Genomic DNA, 24,059 nt, shown 5'->3' on the forward strand with positions numbered 1-24,059 from the left:
CACGGCGCTCACCTCAGGGGCTGGCGGCCGCGGTCCTTCAGCATCCACAGCGCGACCACCGACATCGCGCAGCCGACCAGCAGATAGGCGCCGGCGGCGAGCTTCACTCCGGTCAGCCCGATCAGCGCGGTGGCGATCAGCGGCGCCGTGCCGCCGCCGATCCCGAGCCCGACATTGAACGCCAGCGAATAGCCCGACAGCCGGTATTCAGAGCGGAACTGCTCGGAGAGCATCGCCGGGGCGACGCCCATGATCGAGCCGAGCATCAGGCCCGAGACCACCTGGGCGATGGCGAAGGGCGTCAACGCCCCCTGCGCCATCGCGAAGAAGGGCAGCGCCAGAACCAGCAGCAAGCCGAAATTGCCGATCAGCCAGGAGCGGCGCAGGATCCAGTGATCGGTCAGCCAGCCGGTCAGCGGGATCAGGACAAGCACGAAAAGCTGCGTGACGGTCACGATCTCCAGCGCCAGGCCGTCGGAAATCGCGCCGAACTTGGACCCGAAGGTCGGCAGGAACACGAGGGTGAGATAATCCGCGACGCCATAGCCCCAGGTGAACAGCATCGCCAGCAGCATGATCTTCGGGCTGCGGCGGAACGCCTGGCGGATCGGCAGTTCGTCATCCTCCGCCGCCTTGTCGGGCTCATATCCGGTATCGGTCAGCCGCGAACGCACCAGATAGGCCAGCACCGCGAGCACGCCGCCGGCGAGGAACGGCACGCGCCAGGCCCAGCCCTGCACCGCATGATGGCCCGCCATCAGCGTGGTCAGCGCGGCGAAGCCGGCGGCGAGCAGATAGCCGCCGGTCGAGCCGAAATTCGCGAAACTGCCGGCGAAGCCCCGCCGGTTCGCCGGCGCGGTTTCCACGAGATACGACACCGAGCCGGTGAACTCCCCGCCCACCGACAGGCCCTGGAACAGCCGCACCACCAGCAGCAGCACCGGCGCCCAGAAGCCGATCTGCTGATAGGTCGGCAACAGCCCGACCGCCGTGGTCGCCAGCCCCATCATCACCACCGAGGTCACCAGCACCGTCTGCCGCCCCACCCGGTCGCCGAGATGGCCGAAGATCACCCCGCCGATCGGCCGCATCATGAACCCGATGGCGAACCCGCCATAGGCGCCGAGCAACGAGGCGATCTTGTCGGACGAGGGGAAGAACAGGCTGGCGATCATCGGCGCGAGATAGCCGTAGAGGCCGAAATCGTACCATTCCAGCACGTTCCCGATCGTGCCGGCGCTGAGATTGCCGAGCGAGAGGGTGCGGCGTTTCCTGCGCCGCGAGGGCGCGGTGGCGGAGGAAGCCGGGTGCGGCTCAGAAGCAGGGTGCGGCATCTTGGACCTCGCTTTCGTTCTTCCCGAACGGCGGCGACGCATCGCCGCGCCCCGGTGAGGGGCGGCGCGGGGCGAACCGGTCGGGTCCTGGGTTGCGGCCGGACGGCGTCAGCGCGTCATCACGGCGCCGGTCGCCTCGTCGCGGCGCCCGGCCCGCCGCGCCCCGGCAACCGGGACACGCGGCGACTCATGAATCAGGCGCCCGACGGGCACCATCTGAGATTGCAGTCTCAATCCAGATATGGAGGCGTCAGCTCACGGATCAAGAAAAAATCGCAGGATTCATGTCATTCCCGGCGAACGCGCGGAAATATCCCTGTATTTTACTCGATCTTCCTCAACCGGCGCATCGCCGCCAGATCCGGTCTCGCGGCGATGCGCCTGCGTTCATTCGGGCAGATACACGCTGGCGATCAGCCCCTTGCCGCCCGGCCGGTTCGCCAGCGTGATGTCGCCGCCATGCGCGCGGATCGCGTTGCGGGCGATGGCGAGGCCGAGCCCCGAGCCGCCGGTCTCGCGGTTGCGGCTGGTCTCCAGCCGGCGGAACGGCTCGAACACCCGCTCCAGCTCGCCCGGCGGCACGCCCGGCCCGTCATCCTCGATATCGACGCGCAGCGTATGCCGCTCCGCCTGGTGCAGCGAGACCCGCGCCGACTGGCCGTATTTCACCGCGTTGCCGATCAGGTTGGCGAAGGCGCGCTTGAGCGAGAGCGGCCGGCCGCGGATGGTGATGTGATCGGGCCCCTGATAGGCGAGCCTGGCCGAAGCGGCGGGGGCGATATCGGCCGTCTCGTCGATCACGGTGCGCAGCAGGATCGCGAGGTCGACCGGCACCGAGGCCTCGGTCTGCGCCACGTCGCGCCCGAAGGCGATGGTCGAGGTCAGCATCGCCTCCAGCTCGTCGAGATCGGCGAGGATCTTCTCGCGCTGCGCGTCGTCGTCGAGGAATTCGGCGCGCAGCCGGAGCCGGGTGATCGGCGTGCGCAGGTCGTGGCCGATGGCGGTGAGCAGGAAGGTCCGGTCCTCGACGAAGCGGCGGATGCGCGCGGCCATCGTATTGAACGCGATGGCCGCGGTGGCGATCTCGGTCGCCCCGCCCTCCGGCAGCGACGGCGCATGGGCGATGTCGCGCCCGAGCTGCTCGGCGGCGGCGGCCAGCGTGCGGACCGGCGCGGTCAGCCTGACCACCCCCCAGAAGATCAGCAGCGCGCCGAGCGCGAACATCACCAGAAAGGCGCTCGCGAAGCCGGGCTGTTCCCAGGGCGGGCGCGGCCGGAACGGGCTCTGCACCGTCAGCCAGCCGCCATCCGGCAGCTCGAAGCTCAGGATCGTGGTCGAGGGCGCGGTCGTGCCCCGCATCACCACCTGCCTCGGCTGCAGGAAATCGGGCATCGGAAAGGCGAGCAGCGAACCCTGGATGATCTGCCGGGTCGGCAGCGGCAGGGTGAAGGTGCCGGAATAGGGCGGCACCGGATCGAGGCTGACCCGGTCGCCGGCGACGCCGTTCGCCTCCGCCACGATCTGCGCCCGCAGCGGCTTCGGCGCGCTCACCACCCGGCGATAGAGCGCGCCGTCCCGCGTCGCGATCGCGCGTTCGGCGACGATCCCGTTCACCTCGATCTGGTTGAGCACATGAACGCCGAGGCCGATGGCCTGGATCAGCGAAAACCCGAGCAGCAGAACGAGCCCGGTGCGCCAGGCGAGGCTGGAAGGCCAGAATTTCAGCCGTGCCCAGATCCGGCCGAGGGTCATGAACGCTCGACCGGCACCGCCAGCACATAGCCGCCGCCGCGCACCGTCTTGATGATCTGCGCGTGCCGCCCGTCATCCTCGAGCTTGCGCCGCAGCCGCGAGATCGCGACGTCGATCGCCCGGTCGAACGGCCCCGCCTGCCGCCCGCGCAGCAGGTCGAGCAGCATGTCGCGGGTCAGCACCCGGTTCGGCCGGTCGAGCAGGGCGAGCAGCAGGTCGTATTCCCCGCCGGTCAGCGGCACCTCGACCCCGTGCGGGTCGAGCAGCCGGCGCCGCGACGTCTCCAGCACCCACCCGGCGAAGCGGTAGAGCCGCGCCGAGCTTTCGCGGCCCGGGGTCTCGTTCTCGCCGACGCGGCGCAGCACCGCGCGGATCCGCGCCACCAGCTCGCGCGGGTTGAACGGCTTCGTCACATAGTCGTCGGCGCCGAGTTCGAGGCCGATGATCCGGTCCGGCTCCTCGCCCAGCGCCGTGAGCATGATGATCGGCACCTGCGATTCCCCGCGCAGCCAGCGAGCGAAATCGATCCCCGATTCGCCGGGCAGCATGAGATCGAGCACGACGAGCTGGTAATGGCCGTTGAGGTAGGCCCGCCGCGCCTCGCGCGCATCCCGCACGGCGGTGACGCGGAAGCGCTGGCGTTCGAGAAAGCGGGCGAGCAGTTCACGGATTTCGCGGTCATCGTCGACCACGAGGATGTGCGGCATGATGTCCATGGCTGTTACAATAGCCGGGATCGTTTCACTTTGGGCGCGCCGTTGCATTTCCTTACGCAAAATGATCATGCCCCGGCGTCCAAGATTTTACTTGCGCCCCCGGGGTGATGGCCCTATGTCGCGCTCCACGCAGCAACGCACGTGCCTCTGCCTCCCGTCGGGGGTTACGCAACGACGTCAAGCGTTCTGGCAACAACCCGGCATTCGTGCCGGTTTCGTCTGGTCGCTGGTTCGTTCGACCGTTTCGCAACCCGCCCTGCGCCGCAAGCGCCGGGCCCATGGATCTGGGAAGGGAGTGGGTCATGACCCCCAAGCTCGCCCGTTTTCTCGATTCCGGCATGGTCTCCACGCCGGCCATCCTCGTCGATCTCGATCGCGTGGCGGCGAATTTCGCCGCCCTGCGCGCCGCCCTGCCGGACGCCGCGATCTACTACGCGGTGAAGGCCAATCCGGCCGCCCCGGTGCTCGATCGCCTGGTCGGCCTCGGCTCGCGCTTCGATGCCGCCAGCATCGAGGAAATCCGCGCCTGCCTCGCCGCCGGCGCCGCCCCCGCCGCGATCAGCTTCGGCAACACGGTCAAGAAGCGCGCCGCCATCGCCGAGGCGCATGCGCGCGGCGTCGATCTCTTCGCCTTCGATTCCGACGAGGAGCTGGACAAGCTCGCCGAGGCCGCGCCCGGCGCGAAAGTCTATTGCCGCCTCGCCGTCAGCCAGGACGGGGCGGACTGGCCGCTCTCGCGCAAGTTCGGCACCAGCGGCACCCATGCGCGCGACCTGCTGGTCCGCGCCGCCGAACGCGGCCTGATCCCCTGGGGCGTCTCCTTTCATGTCGGCAGCCAGCAGACCGGCGTCGGCGCCTGGCGCACCGCGATCGGCCAGGCCGCCGCCGTGTTCACCGACCTGCGGGCGCGCGGGATCGACCTGCGGCTGCTCAATCTCGGCGGCGGCTTCCCGACCCGCTACCGCGACGACATCCCGCCGCTCGGCGATTTCGGCGCCGCGATCATGGATACCGTGCGCCAAGCCTTCGGCAACAACGTGCCGGACCTGCTGATCGAGCCCGGCCGCGCCATCGTCGGCGATGCCGGCGTTGCGGTGAGCGAGGTGGTGCTCGCCTGCACAAGGCACGAGGATGAGGGCCGCCGCTGGGTCTATCTCGATCTCGGCCGTTTCGGCGGCCTCGCCGAAACCGAGGGCGAGGCCATCCGCTACCGCATCACCGCCCCCGGCGTCGCCGGCGCCGACGCGCCCGCCGTGCTCGCCGGGCCGAGCTGCGATGGCGTGGATGTGATGTATCGCGAAACCCCCTGCCCGCTGCCCGCATCCCTCGCCGCCGGCGACCGCGTGCTGATCCACGATACCGGCGCCTACGTGACAAGTTACGCGAGCCAGGGGTTCAACGGTTTTCTCCCGCCGGAAGAACACTATCTCTGACGCAGTCGCGCCGCCCGGCGTCCGGGCGGCGCGTTGTTGCAACCAGCGCTCAGGGAGAGCCTCATGACCGACAAGATCACGACGACCATCGGCAGCATCGACATCAAGGCCGCCGACGGTTCGGGCGCGTTCAAGGCCTACACCGTCACCCCCTCCGTCAAGCCGACCGGCGCGGTGGTGGTGATCCAGGAAATCTTCGGCGTGAACGACGCGCTGCGCGCGACCTGCCAGGAAATCGCCGAGATGGGCTTCATCGCCATCGCGCCGGACCTGTTCTGGCGGCAGGAGCCGGGCGTCGACCTCACCGACAAGTCCGAGGCCGAGTGGAAGCGCGCCTTCGAGCTGATGAACGGCTTCGACCAGGACAAGGGGATCGAGGATCTCAAGACCACCCTCGCCACCGCCCGCGCCCTGCCGGGCTGCAACGGCAAGGTCGGCACCGTCGGCTTCTGCCTCGGCGGCCGCCTCGCGGTGATGATGGCCACACGGTCGGACGCCGACGTGAACATCTCCTATTACGGCGTCATGCTCGACAAGCTGATCCCCGAATTCGGCAACATCGGCCGCAAGCTGGTGATGCACATGGCCGAGCTCGACGAGTTCGCCCCGAAAGAGGCGCGCGACGCGGTGATGGCGGCGACGAAGGGCAACGCCCTGGTCTCCTCGCATGTCTATCCCGCCGTCCACCACGCCTTCGCCCGCGTCAACGGCGTGCATTTCGACCGCCGCGCCGCCACCATCGCCAATGGCCGCACCGCCGAGGCGCTGGTCGAGGCGCTGTCCTGACCATGCGGGGCGCGGCGCGGCCGATCCGCCGCCGCGCCCTGCTCGCCGGGCTCGCCACGAGCCCGGCCCTCGCCCACACCACCGCCCGCGCCGCCGCGCCGCCATCCCCCACCACCGCCATCGCCGCCGCGATCGACTCGATTCCCCCCGGCCCCGCCCTGCTGGCGAGCTACCCCGACACCGCGGCCAACCGCCGCTTCCCCGCCTTCTTCCCCGCCAATGACGGCGTCGCCTATGTCTATGACAACGCCCTCGCCGGCCTCGCCCTCCTCGCCGCGGGCGACGCGCCGCGCGCCGCCCGCATCGCCGACGCCCTCGTCCTCGCCCAGACCCACGACCCCGATCACCGCGATTTCCGCCTGCGCAACGCCTACCGCGCCGGGACGATGCGCCTGCTCCACGGCGCCGTCCCCCTGCCCGGCTGGTGGGACGCGGCGGGCGGCCACTGGGCCGAGGACCCGTACCAGACCGGCAGCGAAACCGGCCCGATCGCCTGGGCCATCCTGCTCTGGACCGCACTCGCCCGCGCCGGGGTCAACGCGGCCCGCTACCGCGAGGCGGCAACACGCGCGGCGGACTGGATCGTCACCCAATGCCGCGCCCCGCGCGGCTTCACCGGCGGCGTGTTCGGCTTCCCGCCGCATCCGCAGCGCCTGCGCTGGACCAGCACGGAACAAAACACCGATCTCGCGGTGGCCTTCGCCCGGCTCGGCCGGCGGGCGGAGGCCGCCCACGCCGCGCGCTTCGTCCGCGCCATGCGCGATCCCGCCACCGGCCTGTTCGCCGCCGGCCTGCTGCCCGGCGGCGCCCCCAACCGCCTCGTCGCCGCGGACGCCAATCTCTGGCCGGTCCTCGCCGGCCTGGCCCCGCCCGCCGGAATCGCCGCCTGCCTCGGCGCGCTCGGCCAGCCGCGCGGCGCGCCGGCCGGAATCGGCTTCAGCGCCGCCAGCCAGGGACTCTGGACCGAGGGCACCGGCTTCGCGCTGCTCGCCCTGCGCCGCGCCGGCGGCCACCAGACAACGGCGGTCCGCTTCGCCGCCACGCTGCGCGCCGCGCGCACCCGCTCCGGATTCCTCCGGGCGACGGGCGGCGCCGTGCTGTCCACCGGCCTCGCGGTCGGGCCCGGCCGCGGCGCCAAGCCGTTCCTGTATTATCCCGTCCCCGCCCTCGCCCCCACGGCCTGGGCCGCGCTCGCCGACTCCGGCCACGACCCGCTGATCCGCTAACCGTTTCTCAGCCGTTCTTGCGCTCGACCGGTTTTTGCAGTTCTGTCGCCCTGCATTCGCCGTCCATTTTCGATCCGTCATTTCAGCCGCGAGACCATTTCAGGTGCCCCAGCCCGCCCATCTCCTATTGCGCCTCCCCGCCGAGCAACGACCCGCCTGGGCGCTCTTCGATCCGGTCTGGTACGCCCTCCGCCATCCGGACATCGCCGCCGGGCGCGACGAGGCCGCCCTGCTCGAATACTACCTCGCCGTCGGCGGCCGGCTGGGGCACAGCCCGAGCCCGCTCTTCGACGAAGGCTTCTACCGCGCCAGCAACCCCGACATCGCGGCGCTGGTCGCCGAGGGCGGCTACGCCTCGGGCTTCGATCATTTCTGCCAGTACGGCCATCGCGGCCTCTCGCCGCACTGGCTGTTCGACGACACGCTCTACGGCGACCTGCACGCCGACATGTCGCTCGAGAATCTCGACCGCCACCGCTGCTTCGGCCGCTACGACCACTGGCTGAAATCCGGCCAGCGCGAGCAGCGGATCTGCCACTTCCTGTTCGACAGCGCGTTCTACCGCCGCGAGGTCGAGGCGGCGGGAGAGGGCGCGGCGCGGCTCGAGTCCATGGGCCCCTTCGTCCACTATCTCTACGCGCTCTGGGACGACACGCCCGAACGCGCCACCTCGCCCTATTTCGACCCCGCCTGGTACGCCGCGATGCACGAATCCGCGCGCGACGACATCGCCGAGGGCCGCGCCCGCAACGCGCTGCACCACTACATCACGCGCGGCGAGGCCGCCGGCTTCGACCCGGTGCCGGAATTCTCCGAGCGCTACCATCTCGACACCTATGACGACATCGCCGCCGCCGTCGAGGCCGGCGTGTTCCGCAGCGGCTACCATCATTTCGTCCGCTACGGCACGCTCGAACTACGCCGCCCCCGCGCCGACATCGACCTGATCTACTACCGCGACACCAACCCCCGCGTCCGCAACGATCTCGCCGCCGGCGCGGTGCGCGACGCCTTCGCCCATCTGCGCACGATCGGCCTGCGCGAGGGGCTCGACCACTGCCCGCCCGAGCGCGTGCCGGACCTGCCCGAACGCGCCGCCCGCCAGCTCTTCGAACTGCGCGCGCGCAACCAGTCCGCCCTGTTCGCCCGCCAGCGGATCGACTTCGCTCCGTCCGCCCCGCCCGCGCTTTCGGTCATCATGGTGCTGCACGAGAAATTCGAGCTGACCATGCAGGCGCTCGCCTCCCTGCGCGCCAACTTCCCCGGCGATCTCGACCTCATCCTGATCGACAACGGCTCGACCGACGCCACCGCCCGGATCGAGACCTATGTCCGCGGCGCGACCATCCTCCGCGAGCCCGGCAATCCCGGCTTCCTGCTCGCCTGCAATCGCGGCCTGCGCGAGGTCCGCGCCCCGGCGGTGCTTTACCTCAACAACGATGTCGAGCTCGGCTTCGGCGCCATCGCCGCCGCCCTGCGCCGCCTCGCCTCGGCACCCGATATCGGCGCCGTCGGCGGCAAGGTCATCCGCACCCATGGCCGCCTGCAGGAAGCCGGCTCGATCGTCTGGGCCGACGGCTCGACCCAGGGCTACCTGCGCGACGCCTCGCCGCTGGCCCCCGAGGCCAATTTCGTCCGCGACGTCGATTTCTGCTCCGGCGTCTTCCTGCTCTGCCGCACCGATCTCGTGCGCCGCCTCGGCGGCTTCGACGAAGCCTTCCGCCCCGCCTATTACGAGGAGGTCGATCTCTGCGTGCGGATGATCGAGGCCGGCTTCCGCGTCATCTACGACCCGGACGTCACCATCCACCACCTCGAATACGGCAGTTCGAGCAACGCCGAGGCGGCGATGCAGCAGATGCGCCGCAACCGCCGCGTCTTCGTCCGCAAGCACAAGGCGTTCCTGCACTTCCAGCAGGCGCCGGCGCCGGGCGGCGAAATCCGCGCCCGCGCGCGCAACGGCGCCGGACGGCGGCTGCTGTTCCTCGAGGATACCGTGCCGCTCCGCCGCCTCGGCTCCGGCTTCGTCCGCGCCAACGACGTGGTGCACGCCATCGCCGATGCCGGCTGGCAGGTCTCGGTCCTGCCGGTGAACGGCGCGCGGCACGACCTGATGAGCCAGTTCGGCGACCTGCCCGAAACCGCCGAGGTGCTGCACGACCGCTCGATCATGACCCTGCCGGCCCTTCTCGCCGAGCGCCCCGGCTTCTACGACGCGGTCTGGATCTCCCGCACCCACAACCTGATGCGCACCGCCCCGATCTTCGAGGCGGCGGGGATCGATCCGGCCACAACGCCCTTCGTGGTCGATACCGAGGCCGTCGCCGCCACCCGCGAGGCCGAGGCCGCCGCCCTGCGCGGCGAGGCCGCGTTCGACCTCGCCGCCGCCGTCGCCGCCGAAATGCGCCCGGCCATGGTCTGCCGGCATGTCACCGCGGTGAACGAGGCGGAAGCCGCCCTGCTCCGCGCCGCCGGCCTGCCCGGCGTCGCCGTGCTCGGCACCATCCGCGCGCCCGATCCCACGCCGCGCCCCTTCGCCGCGCGCGCCGGCCTGCTCTTCGTCGCCAGCATCCACCGCGAGGACAGCCCGAATCTCGACAGCCTGCGCTGGTATCGCGACGAAATCCTGCCCGCCCTGCGGCGGATCATGGACGAGCCGCCGACCCTCAGCTTCGTCGGCTACACCGCGCCGGATCTCGACCTCGCCGAATTCCGCGGCATCCCGGGCATCGAGCTGCGCGGCACGGTGGCCGAGCTGCGCCCCGCCTATGACGAGCACCGCCTGTTCATCGCCCCCACCCGCTTCGCCGCCGGAACACCCTACAAGGTCTACGAAACCGCCTCGTTCGGCCTGCCCTGCGTGGCAACGCCACTGCTCTGCCGCCAGCTCGGCTGGACCCCGGGCAAGGACATCGCCACCCCGGCCACCGCCGACGCCGCCGCCTTCGCCGCCGAGATCGCCTCGCTCTACCGCGACGAAACCCGCTGGACCGCGCTGCGCGATTCCGCGCTGCGCCGCCTCGCCGCGGAAAACGGCCGGGCCCCCTTCGAAGCCACGGTCCGCCGGATCCTCGACGCCATCAGCGCCTGACCGTTTTTGCGCCCGCCCGCGCGCCAGACCAGACACCCGCTCCAGCGCGCCTCAGACCGTATTTCTGCTCCGCCATCCGGTCGGCGGAGCAAAAATCCGGCTTACGCCGTCCGGTCGCCGCCCGCGCCGATCGCCGCCTGCGCCGCCAGCCGCGCCACCGGCACCCGATACGGGCTGCACGACACGTAATCGAGCCCGATCTCCTCGCAGAACGCGATCGAGGCCGGATCGCCGCCATGCTCGCCGCAGATCCCGAGCTTGAGCCCGCCCTTGGTGCCCCGCCCGCGCTCGGCGGCGATGCGGATCATCCCGCCGACGCCCTCGATGTCGAGCGAGACGAACGGGTCCTTCGGCAGGATTCCGCTCTCGACATATTTCGGCAGGAACTTGCCGGCATCGTCGCGCGACAGGCCGAACACCGTCTGCGTCAGGTCGTTGGTGCCGAAGGAGAAGAAATCGGCGGACTGCGCGATCGTGTCCGCCGTCAGCGCCGCGCGCGGCAGCTCGATCATCGTGCCGATGCTGTAGTCCAGCACCCGCCCCGCCTCGTCGAACACCGCGCTGGCCACGCGCTCCACCTGCCCGCGGGTGATGTCCAGCTCGCGCTTCATCCCCACCAGCGGAATCATGATCTCCGGCACCGGCGCCTTGCCGGTCTCGGTCTCCACCTCCAGCGCCGCCTCGAAGATCGCCCGCGCCTGCATCTCGTAGATTTCCGGGAACGAAATGCCGAGGCGGCAGCCGCGATGCCCGAGCATCGGGTTCGCCTCGGAAAGCTCGGCCGCGCGCTGGCGCATCGCCTCGACGCCCATGCCCAGCGCCGCCGCCACTTCCTCCAGCTCCGCCTCGCCATGCGGCAGGAATTCGTGCAGCGGCGGGTCGAGCAGGCGGATCGTCACCGGCAGCCCCGCCATGATGCGGAACAACGCCACGAAATCCTGCCGCTGATACGGCAGCAGCTTCGCCAGCGCCGCCCGCCGTCCGGCCTCGTCATGCGCCATGATCATCTGCCGCACCGCGCCGATCCGCTCCGGGTCGAAGAACATGTGCTCGGTGCGCGACAGGCCGATCCCCTCGGCGCCGAACTTGCGCGCCGTCTCGGCGTCCAGCGGCGTCTCCGCGTTCGCCCGCACCCGCAGCCGGCGCACCGCGTCGGCCCAGCCCATCAGCTTGGCGAAATCGCCCGACAGCTGCGGCTCGATCATCGGCACGAAGCCGGTGAAGATCTCGCCCGTCGCCCCGTCCAGCGTGATCGTGTCGCCCGCGCGCACGACCACCCCGCCGGCGGCGAGCGTCTTCGCACCGTAATCGACGTGAATGCCGCCGGCACCCGCAACACAGGGCCGCCCCATCCCGCGCGCGACCACCGCCGCGTGGCTGGTCATCCCGCCCCGCGTGGTCAGGATGCCGCGCGCCGCTTGCATCCCGTGAATATCCTCGGGGCTGGTCTCGATCCGCACCAGGATCACCGCCTCGCCCTTCTGCGCCCGCATCTCCGCCTCGTCGGCCGAGAACACCACGATGCCCGACGCCGCCCCCGGCGAGGCCGGCAGCCCGCGCGCCAGCAGCGTCTTCTTCGCCTTCGGATCGAGCGTCGGATGCAGCAGCTGGTCGAGCGATTGCGGGTTCACCCGCGTCACCGCCTCGCGCTGGTCGATCAGCCCCGACTCCGCCATCTCCACCGCGATCCGCACGCTGGCCGGCGCGGTCCGCTTGCCGTTGCGCGTCTGCAACATGTACAGCTTCTGCCGCTGGATGGTGAATTCGATGTCCTGCATGTCGCGGTAATGCCGCTCCAGCGTCTCGCGCACCCGCACCAGCTCGGCATAGGCCTGCGGCATCGCCTCCTCCAGGCTGATCTCGCCCGGCTTCGCATAGGATTTCGACAGCGGCCGCGGCGTGCGGATGCCCGCCACCACGTCCTCGCCCTGCGCGTTCGGCAGATATTCGCCGTAGAACTCGTTCACCCCGGTCGATGGGTCGCGGGTGAAGCACACGCCGGTCGCGCAATCCTCGCCCATGTTGCCGAACACCATCGCCTGCACGTTCACCGCCGTGCCCCAGTCGGCCGGGATCTCGTGCAGCCGCCGATAGGTGATCGCCCGCTGGTTCATCCACGAGCCGAACACCGCCCCCACCGCGCCCCAGAGCTGGTCGTGCGGGTCCTGCGGGAACGGATGGCCGGTCTCGGCCTGCACCACGTCCTTGTAGGCCTCGACCACGCGGTGCCAGTCCTGCGCCGAAAGCTGGGTGTCCTCGGTCGCCCCCTCATCGAGCTTCACGTTCTCGATGATCTCCTCGAACCGGTGATGCGCCACACCCAGCACCACCGAGCCGTACATCTGGATGAACCGCCGATACGAATCCCAGGCGAAGCGCGCATCCCCCGCCCCCTCGGCCAGGCCCTGCACCGTCACGTCGTTGAGCCCGAGATTGAGCACGGTATCCATCATCCCCGGCATCGACACCCGCGCGCCCGAACGCACCGACACCAGCAGCGGGTTGTGCTTGTCGCCGAAGCGCCGCCCCACCTCCGCCTCGATCTTCGCCAGCGCCGCGTCCACCTGCTCGCGCAGCCCTTCCGGATAGGCGCGGTCATTGTCGTAGAACGCGGTGCACACCTCGGTGGTGATGGTGAAACCCGGCGGCACCGGCAGGCCGATGCTCGCCATCTCGGCCAGGTTCGCCCCCTTGCCGCCAAGCAGGTTGCGCATTGCCGCCGAACCGTCGCTGGCGCCGGGACCGAAGCTGTAGACGTATTTGCTCATCGGGGCATTACCCTTCCAGTTTCGAGAAATCGGCGACGCGATGCATCACGTCGCGCAGGCGGGCCAGCAATCGCAAACGATTGCGGCGTAATTCTGCTCCCGTCGCGTTCACGGTCACATGATCGAAAAACGCGTCGACCGGCGCGCGCAGCGCCGCGAAACCCCGCATCGCGCCAGCGAAATCCTCATCGGCCAGGCGCCGCACGGCCTCGCGATCCACCGCCTCCAGCGCATCCGCGAGCGCGATCTCCGCCGCCTCCGCCAGCAACCCGGGATCGATGGTGCCCTCGTGCGGCCCGTCCTTCGCATCCTCGATCCTGAGGATGTTTGTACTCCGCCGATACGCCGCGAGCAGGTTCGCCCCGTCCTCGGTGGCCAGGAACGCCCCCAGCGCCTCGGTCCGCGCGATCAGCCGGGTCAGGTCGTCATCCCGCGCCGTATCCAGAACGGCGTTCAGCACGTCGAACCGCTTGCCTTCGCTTCTCAAAAGCACGCGCAAGCGATCAATGATAAAGTCAAAGATTTCAGGAACGCGTGAATTGATCTGCTTCCCGGAAGCTGGATCTAAGACTGTTACCCTTGCAAAAAACCTCGCTCTTGCGCCAACTGGCACGTTCTGACTTTGGGCGTAGGCGATTGCCTTGTCAGTTGTCTCTTCTGCCGCCGCGAAAATGCTTTCGCTAATTCGCTCAACAGCCACGTCCAGAATCTGCCGCAGAGGCAGGGCAAAGCGGTTCACCAGCACAATCCGGATCACGCCGAGAGCGGCACGGCGCAAGGCGTAGGGATCACCTGAACCCGTCGGCTTCTCGCCAATCACGAAGAACCCGGCCAGCGTATCGATCTTGTCCGCCAGCGCCACGGCGGCGGACACAACCCCCGAAGGCACCTCGTCCGACGGGCCTTTCGGCTGGTAATGCGTGCGGATCGCCCCGGCGATCGCGTCGCCCTCGCCCGACGCCTCGGCGTAATACCCGCCCATGATGCCCTGAAGCTCGGGGAACTCGCCGACCATCCCGCTCACGAGATCCGCCTTGCACAGCCGCCCGGCCCGCGCCGCCGCATCCGCCGCCGCCGCATCCGCGCCCAGCGCCAGCGCGATCTCCCGCGCCAGCGCCTCGATCCGCCCGGCCCGCGCATGCTGGGTGCCGAGCTTCGCGTGGAACGTCACCGCATCGAGCTTCGGCAGCCACGACTCCAGCGTCTGCTTCCGGTCCTGCGCCCAGAAATGCTCCGCATCCGCGAGCCTTGCCCGCAGCACCCGCTCATTGCCGGCGATGATCGCCGCCCCGCCGTCATTCGCCGCGATATTGGCGACGAAGGCGAAATACGGCGCCGGAGTCCCCGCCGCGTCGCGCGTGGCGAAATAGCGCTGGTTCACCTTCATCGACAGTTCGCGCACCTCCGGCGGCAGCGCCATCTGCCCCGGATCGATCGCCCCGATCAGGCAGACCGGCCACTCCACCAGCCCCGCGACCTCGTCCAGCAGCCCCGCATCCCCGGCAACGCCGAGCCCTTTGTCTCCGGCCGCCGCGCGCAGCCCCGCCCTGATCCGTTCCCGCCGCTCATCGGCATCGACGATCACGAACCGCGCCCGCAGCTCCTCCCGCCATTGCGCGGCGGAGCTTACCCGGAACGCGCCCGGCGCGAGAAACCGGTGCCCCTCGCTCTCATCCCCGCTCGCAACCGGCCCGAGCGTGAACGGCACCACCTCGCCATCGAGCAGACACACCACCCGCCGCAACGGCCGCACCCAGGTGAACGCCCCGCTCTGCCCCCAGCGCATCGATTTCGGCCAGCCGAACCCCGCCAGCGCCTGCGCGAATTCCCCCGCGATCAGCTCGCCCGCCGGCCGCGACGGCAGGTTCCGCCGGAGCAGGAAATACCCGTCCTCCTCGACCAGCTCTTCCCGCGCCGCGCCATTCTTGCGCAGGAACCCCTCCAGCGCCTGCGGCGGTGCGGCGAGCTTCGGCCCGCGCAGTTCGCTCGCCGATTCCGGCACCTCGGCGTCGATCGTCGCCACGACGGCAATCCGCCGCGCGGCGCCGAAGGCCTTTATATCGCGCGGCGACAGCGGCGCGAGCTGCGCGCCCACCAGCTTCGCGAGCTGCTCGGCCGCCGCTTCCTGCATCCGCGCCGGAATTTCCTCGGAGAAAAGCTCCAGAAAGAACTCAGCCATTCTTCTGCGCCTCCGCCTCGGCCCGCTCGCCGGCGACCCAGACCTCCGCGCACGCCTTCGCCAGCGCCCGCACCCGGCCGATATACGCGGCGCGCTCGGTCACCGAAATCACCCCCCGCGCATCCAGCAGGTTGAACAGATGGCTCGCCTTGATGCACTGGTCATAGGCCGGCTGCGCCAGCCCCCGCCCCACCAGCGCCCCGCATTCCTGCTCCGCATCCCCGAAATGCCGCATCAGCATTTCGGTATCGGCGAATTCGAAATTATGCGCCGAATAGTCTTTCTCCGCCCGGAGAAAAACATCGCCATAGCTCAGCGCGTGCGGCCCCTCGGCGTCGTTGAAGCGGAGCGAGAACACGTTCTCCACCCCCTGCACATACATCGCCAGCCGCTCCAGCCCGTAGGTCATCTCGAAGCTCGGCACATCCACCGCGATCCCGCCGACCTGCTGGAAATAGGTGAACTGCCCCACCTCCATCCCGTCGCACCAGATCTCCCAGCCGAGTCCCCAGGCGCCCAGCGTCGGGCTTTCCCAGTCATCCTCGACGAAGCGGAAATCGTGCCGCAGCGGATCGAGCCCGATCTCCCGGTAGCTCGCCAGCAGCAGCTCCTGCGCGTCCGCCGGCGAGGGCTTCATGATCACCTGGTACTGATAATAATGCTGCAACCGGTTCGGATTCTCGCCATACCGCCCGTCCGAGGGCCGGCGCGAGGGCTGCACATAGGCCGCCGCCCACGGCTTCGGCCCGAGCGAGCGCAGCGTGGTCGCCGGATGGAAGGTTCCGGCCCCCATTTCCATGTCGTAGGGCTGCAGGATCACGCAGCCCTGGCGGGCCCAGAACCGGTGCAGCGCGAGAATGATATCCTGGAAGCTCAGGGCGTGTTTCTGGTCTTGCATGGGTCCGTGATATGGAGCCGGTGATTTCGCGGGCGTTTTCGCGATGCACCATTACGAGGCAAGGGGCATGAGGGCAAGATTCGGACGGGCCGACCTGATCGGAATCGCGGTGGTGATCGCGCTCGCCGCCGCCGCCGCCGGCTTCCGCATGGCGACGATCGAGCCCCGCGCCTATGTCGGCCTCTGTGCCGCCGCCCACGCCCCTCTGGTCTGCGCCCCGCGCCACGCCGTGCTCTGGCTGCAATACGAGCGGCTGTTCGGCTTTCCCGCCCTGCTGCTCGGCCTGCTCGCCTTCGCCTTCGCCAGCCGCGCGCTCGGCATCGCCGGCCTCGCCCTCGGCATCGTCGCCGTCATCAATTACAACGGCACCGAAGGCATCGTCGGCGCCGCCCTCGCCTTGTGGGGCTGGCTCGAAGCCGCGATGCCCGCCGCTTTCGACCGGGGAGAAGGACAACGCCATGCGCGCGAATAGCCACACCATGCTCGATTTCGACCTCGGCGAGGAGATCGACGCCCTGCGCGATTCGGTCCGCCGCTTCGCCGCGGCCGAAATCGCCCCCCGCGCCGCCGCGATCGACCGCGACAACGATTTCCCGCACGATCTCTGGTCGAAGATGGGCGACATCGGCCTGCTCGGCATCACCGTGCCCGAGCAATATGGCGGGGCCGGCCTGGGCTATCTCGCCCATTGCGTCGCGATGGAGGAAATCTCCCGCGCCTCGGCCTCGGTCGGCCTGTCCTACGGCGCGCATTCCAATCTCTGCGTCAACCAGATCCGCCTCAACGGCACCGAGGCCCAGCGCGAGCGCTACCTGCCGGACCTCGTCTCCGGCCGCAAGGTCGGCGCGCTGGCGATGTCCGAGCCCAATGCCGGGTCGGACGTCGTCTCGATGCGCCTGCGCGCCGAGAAGCGCGGCAATTCCTACGTGCTGAACGGATCGAAAATGTGGATCACCAACGGCCCCGAGGCCGACACGCTGGTGGTCTACGCGAAAACCGACCCCGAGTCCGGCCCGCGCGGCATCACCGCCTTCCTCGTCGAGAAGACCATGCCCGGCTTCTCCTGCGCCCAGAAGCTCGACAAGCTCGGCATGCGCGGCTCCAACACCGGCGAGCTGGTCTTCGAGGATTGCGTCGTCCCCGAATCGAACGTGCTCGGCGGGGTCGGCCGCGGCGTCAACGTGCTGATGAGCGGGCTCGACTACGAGCGCGCCGTCCTCGCCGCCGGCCCCCTCGGCATCATGCAATCGGCGCTCGACATCGTGATCCCCTATGTCCACGAGCGCGAGCAGTTCGGCCAGAAGATCGGCGAGTTCCAGCTCATCCAGGGCAAGCTCGCCGACATGTACGTGACGATGAGCGCCGCCCGCGCCTATGTCTACGCGGTGGCCAAGGCGTGCGACCGTGGCCGGACCACCCGCAAGGACGCCGCCGGCGCCATCCTCTACGCCGCCGAGAAGGCGACCTGGATGGCGCTGGAGGCGATCCAGTGCCTCGGCGGCAACGGCTACATCAACGACTACGCCACCGGCCGGCTGCTGCGCGATGCGAAACTCTACGAGATCGGCGCCGGCACCTCGGAAATCCGCCGGATGCTGATCGGCCGCGAACTCTTCCGCGAAACCGCCTGACCCGCGGCCCGCGCCAGGGGGGATTTGACGCCGGCGAAAAACTGCGGCACCGGAAGCGGCCATGCGCCATTTCCTGGATTTCGAGAAGCCGGTCGCCGAGCTGGAAGCCAAGATCGAGGAGCTGCGCCGGATGACCGATCCGGGCGAGCTCAACATCGCCGAAGAGGTCACCCTCCTGTCCGACAAGGCGGAGCGGCAGTTGCGCACCCTCTACGGCAGGCTCTCGCCCTGGCAGAAGACCCAGGTCGCCCGCCATCCCGAGCGGCCCAAGGCGCGCGACGTCATCGCCGGGCTGATCACCGAATTCACCCCGCTGGCCGGCGACCGCGGCTTCGGCGAGGATGCCGCCATCGTCGCCGGACCCGGCCGCTTCAAGGGCGAGCCGGTCATGGTCATCGCCATCGAGAAGGGCTGGGACCTCGAATCGCGGCTGAAGCACAATTTCGGCTCGCCCCGGCCGGAGGGCTACCGCAAGGCGCGCCGCCTGATCGAGATGGCCGGCCGCTTCGGCCTGCCCGTGCTCTCCTTCGTCGACACCTCCGGCGCCTATCCCGGCGTCGATGCCGAGGCGCGCGGCCAGGCCGAGGCGATCGCCCGCGGCATCGATGCCTGCCTCGCCGCCCCGGTCCCCTTCATCGCGACCATCATCGGCGAGGGCGGCTCCGGCGGCGCCATCGCCATCGCCGCCGCCGATACCGTGCTGATGTTCGAGCACGCGATCTATTCCGTCATCTCGCCCGAGGGCTGCGCCGCCATCCTGTGGGAAGACCGCGCCAACGCCGCCCAGGCCGCCGAGGCGATGAAGATCACCGCCCAGGACCTCAAGCGCCTCGGCATCATCGACCGCATCGTGCCCGAGCCGCTCGGCGGCGCCCATCGCGACCCCCAGGCCGCGATCACCGCCCTCGGCGCCGCGATCGCCGAAACCCTGCCCGGCCTCGCCGCCCTCGCGCCCGAGGCCCTGCGCGCGAAACGCCGCGAGAAATTCCTCGCCATCGGCCAGACCCTGCCGGTCTGACCGGCGCAAGCCGGCCGCGATCGTTACGATACTTGACCGAATTCCGAAAGCGATTCAGCCTGCGCGCCTGATCCACCGGAAGAGGGGAAGGCCGACATGGCCCGGAATCACCTGCCGACCATCACCCTCAAGCGCCTCGAAGCCGACCGCGACGAAGCCGCCGACCAGCTGCTCGGCCTCGTCGTCGACCAGTTCCTGCCCGAGGGGCTGTCGCCCTTGCCGGTCGCGGAGATGATCGTCACCTGGGCCGAGCTCGGCCTCACCGTTGCCGGCTTCGGCGAACAGCTCGGCGCGGTGCAGGGCGCGATCGGCAAGGGCCTCGCCCGCGTGAGCGAAATCCTCACCCGCCCCTATCACCTGAAGTTCGACGGCGGCGCGATGCGCCTCGTCGGCGACCCGCCCCGCCGCGACCTGACCGAGACGCTGGTCAAGCTGCGCGCCGTGCTCGCCGCGCCGGACGATTCGCAGGTCCGCCTGCGCCTCGTCGCCCCCGCGGTCGGCTTCACCGATGCCTGCTTCAACTATCGCTGGCGCGGCACGATCTTCGAATTCACCTCGGGGTTCATGCCCGGCATCAACCGCCCGCGCCACGTCGCCTGGCACCCCTCGCCGACCTACCGCCCCGCGCCCGCGATGCCGAAACACCTGACCGATCTCTTGCGGATCGGCCGCGTGCAGCACCGCACCCACAGCGAGCAGCGCGGCCAGGACGGCTGAACCCCGGCCTCGCGCCCGACCCCGAACGGGACCGGGCGCCGAAGCTCAGCCCGGCAGGTGCTTCGCGATATAGGGCGGCAGCACGAAGCTCGCCGCGTGCATCTCCGGCGACCAGTATTCCGTGGTCCCGAGAATCCCCGCCGCTTCCGCCCGCGCGCGGATCGTCGCCGCCGGCAGACGGGTGAGTTCGGGGTCCTTGCCGGCCCAGCCCAGCGTCATGAACCCGCCGACATAGGTCGGCACCGCGGCGACATAGGCGGTCACGTGCGGAAAGAATTTCCGCCGCCGCGCCGAGGTCTCGCGCAGCTCGTCCGCCTGCATGAACGGCACGCCGCACTGGTTCACCACCAGCCCCCGCGCGGTCAGGATGCGCGCGCAATTGGCATAGAAATCATCGGTGAACAGCACCTCGCCCACCCCGATCGGATCGGTCGAATCGACGATGATGACGTCGAAACTCGCATCCGGCGCCTTCTTCACATAGTCGATCCCGTCGCCGACGATCACCTCCGCGCGCGGATCGTCCCAGGCCTCGCCCGCGATCTTCGGCAGGAACTCCTTCGCCAGCCGGATCACCTCGCCGTCGATCTCGACCATCACCGCCCGCTCGACGCCCTTGTGCATCAGCACCCGCCGCAGCACGCCGCCATCGCCGGCGCCGATGATCAGCACCGATCGCGCCGCCCCATGCGCCAGCAGCGGCACATGCGTCAGCATCTCCTGGTAGACGAACTCGTCGCCCTCGGTGATCTGCACGATGCCGTCCAGCATCATCACCCGTCCGTGGAACTCGCTCTCGAAGATCGCGATGTCCTGGAAGTCGCTCTTCGTCCGCGCCAGCTCGCGCGTCACCCCGAAGCGCTGGCCCCAGAACGGATACAGCGTCTCGTTCACCCACATGTCGGTCATGTCTTCGCTCCATGCGAAAACACCGCCCTGCCGGTGGCAAGGCGGTGTGTCGTCATCAACGGTTTCGCCTCAGGCGGTGACGCCGCGGCGCTGTTCGCCCACCTGCACGTCGCTCGGCGAGAACGCCGCGCGCAGGAACGGAATCGCCTTGTAGGGATCGCACACGCCGCACATGAAGATGTCGATCGCGGCGTAGTTGCGCTCCGGCCAGGTGTGGATCGAGATATGGCTCTCCGCCAGCACCACCACGCCGGACACGCCGCCATTCGGCGTGAAATGGTGGAAATGGCTGTGCAGGATCGTCGCCCCCGCGGCGAGCGCGCCCTCGCGCAGCGTCGCGTCGATCAGCTCGGGACTGTCGAGCTTCTCGGCCCCCCACAAATCCACGAGCAGATGCGTCCCGGCGAATTTCACGCCGTCACGCTCGACGAAATAATCCTTCGGCACGGCGACCTCATCGGTCGCGTCCTGAGCAACAGTCTGGTTTTCGCTCGGAATTTCCGAGACCATCCCCAGTCGGGCAAGTGCGTTCATCGCGAACCCCCTCAACCAGTGACAGCCTGTAGAACGCGGCACCGCGCCGCGCCCCCCGGGGCCAAGAGCGCGCGATATGCGGAAAAACCTCTGGACTTGCAAGGGGTTTTTCAAGGTTCTTCGATGAAATTTTACCCCCCCTGCGCAGGGGGGCAATGCGCGCCGGTTATGACGCCGCGCCGGCTCGGAGCGAAAACACCTCCGCGCCGATCAGCGCGAGGTCCTGCGGGCGCGACAGCCGGTGCTCCCCGTCCTTGACCAGCGTCACCCGCACATCCTCGCCCGTTACCGCCTCGGCGATCCGCAGCGCCGTCCGCCACGGCACCTCGGCGTCGCGCTGCCCCTGGATCAGCCGCACCGGCGCATCGATCGGAATCGGCCCGCCGAGCACGAGGTTCCGCCGCCCATCCTCCAGCAACGCCGCGGTCACCGGCGTCGGCGCGCCATAGGGATTGGGCAGGTGCAAGATGCCATCCCGCGCCAGCGCCGCCCGCGCCGCGTCATCGAAGGCGGGCTCCATCAGCTCGGCGGTGAAATCGGGTGCCGCGGCGATGCCGACGAACCCCGCCAGCCGCGCCCCGAGCCGCCGCGCCAGCAGCAGCCCGATCCACCCGCCCATCGACGATCCGACCAGCACGAGCTTTTGCTCCGGCACCATGGCGGCGATCACCTCTGCGGCATCGTCGGCCCAGCGCCCGATCGTCCCCTCCTCGAACCGCCCGCCCGACTGCCCGTGCCCGGAATAGTCGAGCCGCAGCATCGCCCGCCCGCGTGCCGCGCATTCGTCGCGCAGGAACAGCGCCTTGGTCCCCTGCATGTCCGAGGCGAAGCCGGGCAGGAACACCACCACGGGCCCCGCGCCGCGCAGAAGGGCACAGGCGAGGCTGGTCCCGTTCGCCCCGATCCGCGCCACGCTCTCGTCCATCCGGCCCTCCCCTTCGCTGCCCGCGCATGGTATCGGCGCGGCGCACGAAAGGTCCGCCATGCGCCATCCCTCGGATTATGCGATTCTACAGGTTCTGCCGCGTCTGGAAACCGGGGGCGTGGAGCAGGTGGTGGTCGAGCTGACCGAGGCCGTCGCCCGCACCGGCGCCCGCGCCTTCGTCGCCAGCCAACCGGGCCGCCTGGTCCGCGCGGTCGAGCGCGCCGGCGGACGGCATGTCGAGATCGACCTCGAATCCCGCAACCCGCTGAAGATCCTCGCCGCCGCGCGCCGCCTCGCCCGGCTGATCCGCGCCGAGCGGATCTCCCTCGTCCACGCCCATTCCCGCGCCCCGGCCATCGCCGCCCGCCTCGCCGCCCGCCGCTGCGGCGTGCCCTTCGTCACCACCTATCACGGCGCCTATGGCCAGCGCGGCCCGCTCAAGGCGCGCTACAACGCGGTGATGGCCTCGGGCGACCGGGTGATCGCGATCTCCGGCTTCATCGCCGATCTCGTCCGCGCCCGCCACGGCGTCGGGGCGGACCGCCTGCGCATCGTCCCCGGCGGGGTGGACTGCGCGAAATTCGACCCCGACGCCGTGGGCGGCCGGCGGATGGAGGCCCTCGCCCGCGCCTGGCCCCTGCCCGACGGCGCGCCGGTGATCATGCTCCCCGCCCGGCTCACAGGCTGGAAGGGCCAGCGCGTCGCCATCGAGGCGCTCGCCCGCATGCGCCACCGCGACCCGATCCTCCTCCTCGTCGGCGCCGCCCAGGGGCGCGAGGCCTACCGCCGCTCCCTGGTCGAGACGATCCGCCGGCTCGATCTCGTCCCCCGCGTCGTCTTCGCCGGCGACTGCGCGGACATGCCCGCCGCCTACAAGCTGGCGGACATCGTGGTGAACGCCTCGACCGACCCCGAAGCCTTCGGCCGCACCATCGTCGAGGCCCAGGCGATGCGGCGGATCGCCATCGCCACCGATCACGGCGCCGCCCGCGAAACCATCCGCCACGGCGAAACCGGCTGGCGCACCAAGCCCGGCGACGCCGCCGACCTCGCCGCCGCCCTCGACGCCGCGCTCGACCTGCCGCCCGAATCCCGCCTCGCGATGGGCGAGGCCGCCCGCGCCTATGTCGCCGAATTCTACTCGATCGCGGCGATGCAGAACGGCAATCTCGCCGTCTACGACGAGCTGCTGGGATGACATCGACGCCGCGCATCCTCGTCATCCGCCACGGCGCGCTGGGCGACATCGTCCTCAGCTTCCCCGCCTTCGCCGCCATCCGCGCCGCCCATCCCGCCGCCGAGATTTCGCTCCTGACCACGAAACCCTTCGCCGCCTGGCTCGAAGCCGCCCCCTGGTTCGACCGCGTGATGATCGACCCGAAGCCCGGCCCGCTCGACCTCGCCGGCCTGCGCCGCCTGCGCCGCGCCCTCGGCGGCTTCGCGATGGTCTACGACCTGCAGACCTCCGGCCGCTCCAGCCGCTATTTCCGCCTCGCCGGACGCCCGCCCTGGTCCGGCATCGCCTCCGGCTGCGCCTTCCCCCACGCCGACCCCGCGCGCGACCGCACCCACACCCGCGAACGGATCGAAGGCCAGCTCGAAGCCGCGCGCATCCCCCTGCCGCTGCCCCTCCCCGACCTGTCCTGGACGCTCGCCGCCCCGCCCATCCCCCTGCCGGAGCGCTTCGTCGCGCTGATCCCCGGCGCCGCCCCGCACCGGCCGGAAAAGCGCTGGCCGGCGGAAAACTTCGGCGCCCTCGCCGCCGGGCTCGACCTCCCCTCCGTCGTCCTCGGCACCGCGTCCGAAGCCCCGCTCGCCGCCGCCATCGCCGCCCGCGCCCCGCGCACGCTCGACCTCACCGGCCGCACCACGATCCCCCAGCTCGCCGGCACCCTCGCCCGCGCCAGCCTCGCCATCGGCAACGATACCGGCCCGATGCACCTCGCCGCCGCCCTCGGCGTCCGTTCCGTCGTGCTGTTCGGCGGCGCCTCCGATCCCGCGCTGACCGCCCCGCGCGCCCCCGATGGCGGCTGGCCCGCCATCCTCCGCCGCCCCGATCTCGCCGCCCTTGCGGTGGCGGACGTTGCCGCCGCCGCGCAGGATGGGCATAACGACGCGTCATCCCCGCCCTGAAGGAGCACG

The 24,059-nt window shown here is 70.1% G+C and carries 19 protein-coding genes; 10 read left to right on the plus strand and 9 right to left on the minus strand.

Annotated elements, in window-relative coordinates; all coding sequences use genetic code 11:
• Window positions 1-8: 8 nt before the first annotated feature.
• The 3 genes from ACRY_RS13385 to ACRY_RS13395 form a co-directional block, all read right to left on the minus strand.
• Window positions 9-1,334, minus strand: coding sequence for an MFS transporter (locus ACRY_RS13385; protein ID WP_012039858.1), 1,326 nt, complete (start codon window positions 1,332-1,334; stop codon window positions 9-11).
• Between the two features lie 387 nt (window positions 1,335-1,721).
• Entirely contained in the window at window positions 1,722-3,086 is a 1,365-nt protein-coding gene (locus tag ACRY_RS13390) for an ATP-binding protein (protein WP_012039859.1), read from the minus strand.
• Complete coding sequence (locus tag ACRY_RS13395; RefSeq protein WP_043509181.1) at window positions 3,083-3,802, minus strand: response regulator; 720 nt, start codon at window positions 3,800-3,802, stop codon at window positions 3,083-3,085. The genes ACRY_RS13390 and ACRY_RS13395 overlap by 4 nt, the downstream gene beginning before the upstream one ends.
• Before the next feature lie 302 nt (window positions 3,803-4,104).
• On the opposite strand from ACRY_RS13395, the gene ACRY_RS13400 reads away from it, so the two are divergent.
• From ACRY_RS13400 to ACRY_RS13415, 4 genes are all read left to right on the plus strand, one after another.
• Window positions 4,105-5,235, plus strand: coding sequence for a type III PLP-dependent enzyme (locus tag ACRY_RS13400; RefSeq protein ID WP_012039861.1), 1,131 nt, complete (start codon window positions 4,105-4,107; stop codon window positions 5,233-5,235).
• Window positions 5,236-5,298: 63 nt separating this feature from the next.
• A complete protein-coding gene (locus ACRY_RS13405) occupies window positions 5,299-6,021 on the plus strand; it encodes a dienelactone hydrolase family protein (protein ID WP_013640584.1) in 723 nt (240 codons plus the stop codon).
• Between the two features lie 2 nt (window positions 6,022-6,023).
• Window positions 6,024-7,247, plus strand: coding sequence for a hypothetical protein (locus ACRY_RS13410; protein WP_012039863.1), 1,224 nt, complete (start codon window positions 6,024-6,026; stop codon window positions 7,245-7,247).
• A 103-nt stretch (window positions 7,248-7,350) separates the two neighbouring features.
• Window positions 7,351-10,338, plus strand: coding sequence for a glycosyltransferase (locus ACRY_RS13415; RefSeq protein WP_012039864.1), 2,988 nt, complete (start codon window positions 7,351-7,353; stop codon window positions 10,336-10,338).
• Between the two features lie 101 nt (window positions 10,339-10,439).
• On the opposite strand, the gene ppdK is transcribed toward ACRY_RS13415, so the two are convergent.
• Genes ppdK through ACRY_RS13430 form a run of 3 tightly spaced genes read right to left on the minus strand, consistent with a single transcriptional unit; the run spans window position 10,440 to window position 16,183 of the window.
• Window positions 10,440-13,106, minus strand: a complete 2,667-nt coding sequence (ppdK, locus tag ACRY_RS13420; RefSeq protein WP_012039865.1) for a pyruvate, phosphate dikinase — start codon at window positions 13,104-13,106, stop codon at window positions 10,440-10,442.
• Between the two features lie 7 nt (window positions 13,107-13,113).
• The gene (glyS, locus tag ACRY_RS13425) at window positions 13,114-15,285 is read right to left on the minus strand and encodes a glycine--tRNA ligase subunit beta (RefSeq protein WP_012039866.1); all 2,172 of its coding nucleotides are present in this window, start codon (window positions 15,283-15,285) and stop codon (window positions 13,114-13,116) included.
• Window positions 15,278-16,183, minus strand: coding sequence for a glycine--tRNA ligase subunit alpha (locus ACRY_RS13430; RefSeq protein WP_007423472.1), 906 nt, complete (start codon window positions 16,181-16,183; stop codon window positions 15,278-15,280). The genes glyS and ACRY_RS13430 overlap by 8 nt, the downstream gene beginning before the upstream one ends.
• A gap of 67 nt (window positions 16,184-16,250) precedes the next feature.
• Here ACRY_RS13430 and ACRY_RS13435 point away from each other — a divergent pair, with 67 nt between their 5' ends.
• From ACRY_RS13435 to ACRY_RS13450, 4 genes are all read left to right on the plus strand, one after another.
• Window positions 16,251-16,655, plus strand: coding sequence for a hypothetical protein (locus ACRY_RS13435; protein ID WP_007423471.1), 405 nt, complete (start codon window positions 16,251-16,253; stop codon window positions 16,653-16,655).
• The gene (locus ACRY_RS13440) at window positions 16,642-17,814 is read left to right on the plus strand and encodes an isovaleryl-CoA dehydrogenase (protein WP_012039867.1); all 1,173 of its coding nucleotides are present in this window, start codon (window positions 16,642-16,644) and stop codon (window positions 17,812-17,814) included. Before ACRY_RS13435 ends, ACRY_RS13440 begins: the two co-directional genes overlap by 14 nt.
• Window positions 17,815-17,875: 61 nt before the next feature.
• Window positions 17,876-18,832, plus strand: a complete 957-nt coding sequence (locus ACRY_RS13445) for an acetyl-CoA carboxylase carboxyltransferase subunit alpha (RefSeq protein WP_007423469.1) — start codon at window positions 17,876-17,878, stop codon at window positions 18,830-18,832.
• A gap of 96 nt (window positions 18,833-18,928) precedes the next feature.
• Window positions 18,929-19,549, plus strand: coding sequence for a hypothetical protein (locus tag ACRY_RS13450; RefSeq protein WP_012039868.1), 621 nt, complete (start codon window positions 18,929-18,931; stop codon window positions 19,547-19,549).
• A gap of 45 nt (window positions 19,550-19,594) precedes the next feature.
• Here ACRY_RS13450 and speE read toward each other — a convergent pair whose 3' ends face one another.
• The 3 genes from speE to ACRY_RS13465 form a co-directional block, all read right to left on the minus strand.
• Window positions 19,595-20,458, minus strand: coding sequence for a polyamine aminopropyltransferase (gene speE / locus ACRY_RS13455; protein ID WP_007423468.1), 864 nt, complete (start codon window positions 20,456-20,458; stop codon window positions 19,595-19,597).
• Window positions 20,459-20,527: 69 nt separating this feature from the next.
• The gene (speD, locus tag ACRY_RS13460) at window positions 20,528-20,992 is read right to left on the minus strand and encodes an adenosylmethionine decarboxylase (RefSeq protein WP_007423467.1); all 465 of its coding nucleotides are present in this window, start codon (window positions 20,990-20,992) and stop codon (window positions 20,528-20,530) included.
• Between the two features lie 166 nt (window positions 20,993-21,158).
• Entirely contained in the window at window positions 21,159-21,917 is a 759-nt protein-coding gene (locus tag ACRY_RS13465) for an alpha/beta hydrolase (protein WP_007423466.1), read from the minus strand.
• A 58-nt stretch (window positions 21,918-21,975) separates the two neighbouring features.
• Between ACRY_RS13465 and ACRY_RS13470 the strand changes: the two genes are divergently transcribed.
• A complete protein-coding gene (locus ACRY_RS13470; protein ID WP_012039869.1) occupies window positions 21,976-23,115 on the plus strand; it encodes a glycosyltransferase family 4 protein in 1,140 nt (379 codons plus the stop codon).
• On the plus strand, window positions 23,112-24,050 hold the full coding sequence (locus tag ACRY_RS13475) for a glycosyltransferase family 9 protein (RefSeq protein ID WP_012039870.1): 939 nt from the start codon (window positions 23,112-23,114) through the stop codon (window positions 24,048-24,050). The genes ACRY_RS13470 and ACRY_RS13475 overlap by 4 nt, the downstream gene beginning before the upstream one ends.
• The last annotated feature ends 9 nt before the right edge of the window (window positions 24,051-24,059 follow it).

Origin of the sequence: Acidiphilium cryptum JF-5 (assembly GCF_000016725.1) — a bacterium.
In the GTDB taxonomy this organism is placed as follows: Bacteria; Pseudomonadota; Alphaproteobacteria; order Acetobacterales; family Acetobacteraceae; genus Acidiphilium; species Acidiphilium multivorum.